Source organism: Niastella sp. OAS944 (genome assembly GCA_024809215.1).
In the GTDB taxonomy this organism is placed as follows: domain Bacteria; phylum Bacteroidota; class Bacteroidia; order Chitinophagales; family Chitinophagaceae; genus Niastella.
The window spans coordinates 1-6,110 of the sequence record JANUBW010000016.1; the positions used below are offsets into that span (position 1 = coordinate 1).

Annotated in this window: 1 protein-coding gene; it reads right to left on the minus strand. The window is 48.8% G+C overall.

All coding sequences use genetic code 11. The features are described from left to right. The coding region (locus tag GGD38_RS36740; protein WP_375303966.1) for a beta strand repeat-containing protein at positions 1-6,008 on the minus strand (6,008 nt) is incomplete at its 3' end. Between the last annotated feature and the right edge of the window lie 102 nt (positions 6,009-6,110).

Sequence of the window (6,110 nt, forward strand, 5' to 3'; positions counted from 1 at the left end):
GGCGACAGGGTAGCTCCCGAACATATTGGCGCTACGGCTGTAAACGTCGGCGTCACATTCGGATTAACTGTAATAGTTAAAGTCGTAGTCGTCGCACACTGACCAGCCGTTGGTGTAAAGGTGTATGTGGTCGTAGCAGTGTTGTCCAACGCAGGCGCCCAGGTACCGGTAATACCATTATTAGAGGTAGTTGGTAGTGGCGACAAAGTAGCTCCCGAACAGATTGGTGCTACAGCCGCAAATGTCGGTGTTACATTTGGATTAACGGTAATAGTTAAAGTCGTAGTCGTCGCACACTGTCCGGCACCCGGCGTAAATGTATAAGTTGTAGTTGCGGTATTATTAAGCGTTGGTGCCCATGTACCGGTAATACCATTGTTAGAGGTAGTTGGCAATGGCGACAATGTAGCTCCCGAACAGATCGGCGCTACAGCCGTAAACGTCGGTATAACATTCGGATTAACGGTAATTGTTAAGGTCGTTGTAGTCGCACACTGTCCAGCCGCTGGGGTAAAGGTATAAGTAGTGGTTGCTGTATTGTCCAAAGCCGGCGCCCACGTACCGGTGATACCATTATTAGAACTAGTAGGTAAGGGCGATAAAGTAGCCCCAGCGCAAATAGGAGCAACTGCTGTAAACGTTGGCGTCACATTCGGATTAACCGTAATAGTCAAAGTCGTTGTAGTCGCACACTGACCCGCAGTTGGTGTAAAGGTATAAGTGGTAGTTGACGTATTATTAAGTGCCGGTGACCAAGATCCAGTGATACCATTGTTAGAACTAGTTGGCAAGGGCGATAAAGTAGCTCCCGAACAGATTGGTGCAACTGCTGTAAAAGTCGGGGTTACATTTGGATTGACGGTAATAGTTAAAGTTGTTGTAGTCGCGCACTGTCCTGCACTCGGCGTAAATGTATAAGTTGTAGTTGCCGTATTATTAAGTGCCGGTGACCAAGCTCCAGTAATACCATTATTAGAACTAGTTGGCAATGGTGTTAGTGTCGCTCCCGAACAGATTGGCGCTACAGCTGTAAACGTCGGTGTTACATTCGGATTAACGGTAATTGTCAAAGTCGTTGTAGTCGCACACTGACCGGCACCCGGCGTAAATGTATAAGTTGTAGTTGCTGTATTATTAAGTGCCGGCGCCCAAGATCCAGTGATACCATTGTTAGAACTAGTTGGCAATGGTGCAAGTGTAGCCCCGGAACAAATTGGCGCTACAGCTGTAAACGTCGGAGTAATATTCGGATTGACTGTAATAGTTAATGTCGCTGTTGTCGCACACTGTCCGGCACTCGGCGTAAAAGTATAAGTTGTAGTTGCTGTATTATTCAGCGCCGGTGCCCATGTACCGGTATAGCCATTATTAGATGTGGTTGGCAATGGTGCAAGTGTAGCCCCGGAACAAATTGGCGCTACAGCCGTAAACGTTGGTGTGATATTCGGATTGACAGTGATCGTCATGGTTGTCGTAGTCGCACACTGGCCAGCCGTTGGTGTAAAGGTATAAGTAGTCGTCGCTGTGTTGTTCAATGCCGGCGCCCAGCTACCGGTATAACCATTGTTAGAAGTAGTTGGCAGCGGTGACAAGGTAGCTCCTGAACATATCGGCGCAACAGCCGTAAACGTTGGTGTGATGTTTGGATTGACAGTGATCGTCAACGTAGTTGTATTAGCACACTGACCCGCTGTAGGCGTAAAGGTATAGGTGGTTGTAGCTGTATTGTTCAACGCTGGTGACCAGGAACCCGTAATGCCATTATTGGAAGTAGTTGGCAATGGCGATAAAGTAGCGCCCGAGCAAATAGGTGCTACAGCTGTAAAGGTTGGTGTTACAATAGGATTTACAGTTATGGTCATTGTTGTTGTTGTACCACACTGTCCGGCCGATGGCGTAAATGTATATGTAGTCGTCGCTGTATTATTCAATGCCGGCGTCCATGTTCCCGTAATACCATTATTTGAAGTTGTTGGTAACGGAGATAATGTTGCTCCTGAACATATGGGTCCTACCTGCGTAAACGTTGGTGTAGGTAACGATGCTGGCTGCGTAATTGTTACGGTGGCTGTTCTTGCACAAGTCCTCGTATCGGTCACTGTAACAGTATAAGTTCCTGCTGCCAGGCCGGTGGCTGTTGTACCCGTTTGCACAGGTACCGTATTCCAGCTATATGTGTAGGGCCCTACACCGCCTGTTGCTGTAGCAGTGGCTGAACCATCACTGCCGCCAAAACAAGACACATTGGTTTGTGAACTGATCGATGGAGTTAATAAAGTAGCAGGTTGTGTGAGCGTAACGCTGGCCTGCAAAGAAACACACCCATTGGCATCAGTTACAGTTACCCTATAGGCTACGCCCGCTGAAAGTCCCGTAACTGTTTGGGTGGTTTGCCCCACCGGCGGATTCCAGGCATATGTATAGGGGCCTGTTCCACCAGATCCATTGGCCGTAATAGATCCATTATTACCGCCATTACACGATACCTGGTTATTTACTGTAATTGTTGCAGTGGGTCTTGGATTTACTGAAGCTACTACCGGCTGTATTGCAAAGCAACCTGAAGCTGTTGTGCCTTTAATATAGTAAGTGCCTGCCGTAGCTGTTGTTGGTGTTGCATAAGAGCTGGTTGCGGCGGCATCTGTCCAGTAAGTAAGTGTAAGCCCGGGAGTTGATCCTGCGGTCACAGCTGCCGCAGTAAGGTTCACGGTTGATGGTGCACAAACAGATGCCGGGTTGGTTATAACAAGAGTTGGGGCCGAATTCACCGATACAGTAACGGGTTGAATAGCAAAACAACCTGTAGCTGCTGTTCCCTTTATATAATACGTTCCCGCTCCTGCAGTTGTTGGTGTTGTATACGGCGTTGTTGCTGCTGCATTGGTCCAATAGGTATATGTTAGCCCTGCAGTGCTACCTGCTGTTACCGCTGATGCAGTAAGGTCGGCAGTAGCCGGGGAACAAACAGGTGCCGGGTTGGTTATAACCAGGTTTGGTGTGGGGTTTACATTTATTGTTCGCGTGCCGCTTACAGCTGCACAGCCGCCTGCTGCATTTGTTGTTAATGTTAATGTTACAGTTCCTGTAAAGTTGGCTGCCGGCGTATAGGTAACGGTGGCAGGTGTGGCTGTTTGTGCCGTATTGCTTAATGTTCCTCCACCCGAGGTTATTGACCAGGCTCCGGTGGTAGCACTGCCGCCCACGCTGGCGCCTGTTAAGGTAATGGCGGCAGGCGAGGCCGACTGACAAACATTATCAGCGCCACCGGGTGTTACCGTAGCACCCGGACTTACAGTTATTGTTCTTGTGCCGCTTACAGCCGGGCATGCAGTTGGGTTGTTTGTGGTCAGTGTTAAAGTAACTGTTCCGGTAAAATTGGCTGCGGGTGTATAGGTTACAGTAGCTGGTGTGGCTGTTTGTGCTATGCTGCTTAAAGTACCTCCGCCTGAAGTGATGGACCATGCGCCGGTTGTTGCTCCGCCACCCACACTGGCGCCGGTTAAAGTAATGGCAGCAGGAGTTGCTGACTGACAAGCGGTATTGGGTCCACCGGGTGTTACAGTATTTGTCGGACTCACTGTTATTGTTCTTGTTGCCGTTGCTGCCGCACAGCCACCACCCGGTGTATTGGATGTTAAGCTTAATGTTACTGTGCCGCTGAAATTGGCCGCGGGTGTATAAGTTACTGTAGATGGATTGGCTGTTTGTGCGGTACTGCTTAAGGTACCTCCTCCTGATACAATTGCCCATGCAGCAGTAGTGCCACCACCACCAACACTAGCCCCCGACAATGTGATGGCAGAAGGTGATGCTGACTGGCAAACATTATTAGGCCCGCCGGGGGTAACTGTTGCCGGCACATTTACAGTTACAGTAACATAAACGGTATTGCTGCAAGGGTCAAAAACCGCTTCCTTGAACATGTCAGGCTCCGGCTCATCCTGTATTGAAAAGATATAAGTTACAACAACAGGGGCACCGGTTGTATTTGTCAATACATGATTAATATTACCATTGCCACTTGCCGCAGCGCCGCCATTTATACCCGCAATACTAGGACGGGTCCATGCCAAAATATGCCCCGGGTCACCAACATAAGTTGGGTTATAACTAAACGTATTTCCGCTGCAAATGGGGGAGGGAGTTAGCGTACTTGATAATGTTGGCAGATCACCTACAGCAAGTCTTACGCTCTGCGTATTACTACATCCGTTTGCGGTAATGGTGTAAGTATAAATAACATTTTGTATACTGGTAGTGCCATTAGTAAGGGTTTCAGCTATGCCGCCGCTGCCTGAACCAGTAGCTGGAGTAACGCCTGCAACAGCAGCGCGGGTCCAGGTAAATGTTGCTCCTGGCGTTGCACTGGTAGGCGTATAAGTGAACAGATCTCCACTGCAAATACCAGGATAGGGTTGTTGCGGATAATACAGTCTTCCTATTCTTTCAACGTTTGTATTATTATCTGTTGAGTTAGCCGGGTAAGTATTATTTAAGGTAGGGGCCGCATTTACGTTAATTGTTCTGGTACCACTTGCGGCAGCACACCCACCGCCTGGTGCATTTGAAGTGAGGGTTAAAGTAACTGTGCCGCTAAAATTGGCAGCAGGTGTATAGGTAACTGTACCCGGTGTGGCAGTTTGTGCCGTGCTGCTTAACGTTCCGCCGCCTGAGGTTATTGACCATGCACCAGTAACAGCACCTCCACCAACGCTCGCGCCACTTAAGGTAATGGCCGCAGGGCTGGCGCTTTGACAAACATTATTAGGGCCTCCTGGAGTTACGGTAGCACCGGGCGTTACATTTATTGTTCTTGTATCTGTTGCAGCCGTACATCCCGCCGGGGTATTCGTTGTTAAGGTTAAAGTAACCGTACCGCTAAAGTTAGCGGCAGGTGTATAAGTTACAGTGGCCGGGTTGGCCGTTTGTGCCGTACTGCTTAATGAACCTCCACCTGAAGTAATAGACCAGGCACCGGTTGTGGCGCTGCCACCTACGCTGGCGCCGGTTAAAGTTATAGCTGCCGGCGTTGCAGACTGGCACACACTATTGGGGCCGCCTGCGTTTGCAGTTGGAGCAGCGTTTACAGTGATCGTTCTGGTGTCGCTGGCTGCCGCACAGGCGCCTGGCGCATTTGATGTAAGTGTTAAAGTAACAGTGCCCGAGAAGTTGGCAGCCGGGGTATATGTTATATTAGCCGGGTTGGCGGTTTGCGCCGTTGAGCTCAGCGAACCTCCACCCGAAGTAATAGACCAGGCACCGGTTGTAGCGCCGCCACCCACACTGGCACCTGTTAAAGTAATTGCAGTAGGAGTTGCCGACTGGCATACGCTATTAGGGCCGCCTGCGTTTGCAGTAGGGCCCTGGGTTACGGTCACATTTGCTGTTTCTACAGTTGAACAACCATTGCCACTGGTTACCGTATAACTAATTACAGCAGTACCTGCCGATACGCCGGTAACTACACCCGATGAATTTACTGTTGCTACCCCTGTGGCATTACTACTCCACACGCCACCGGGTGTTGAGTTTGATAATGTAGTAGAACCCGGGAAGCAAAAAGAAGTGGTGCCTGTTATGTTATTTACATTAGGCGCAGCATTCACCACCTCGGTAATAGGAGGGGATGTACTGGCTGAAAAATTTGCCGGGTTAGCGGGTGTATATTCTGCAGTAACCGCATATGAACCGGTTGCCGGACTGGAAATAGTTATGCTTCTTACCCCGCCCACCAATGTGGTTGGCGGCCCCAGCGAAACGCCATCTAAAAAGAACTCCACTGTACCTGTGGCCGAATTAGGTGTGACTGTTGCCGTTAGTGTAATATTCTCATTATCGCATGATGGATTGTTATTAGAAGTAACAGCTGTAGTAGTAGCTGTTTGGGCAATAAGATCTGTTTGAAAAAAGAAAAACAACAGCAATGAAATAAGCAACCTTAACCCATGGTGACCGAGGGGTTTAATGATGGCGGTTAGTTTTATATTTATTTTCGGTTGCGTGATCATTGGTGCTTAAAAAAATATAGCCAGGGTTCTGCAATATTTTAAAAGAAGTCCCCAATAGCATGATCGTTCAAAAAAAAGAAAGACGCATCCCTTGTCATCATT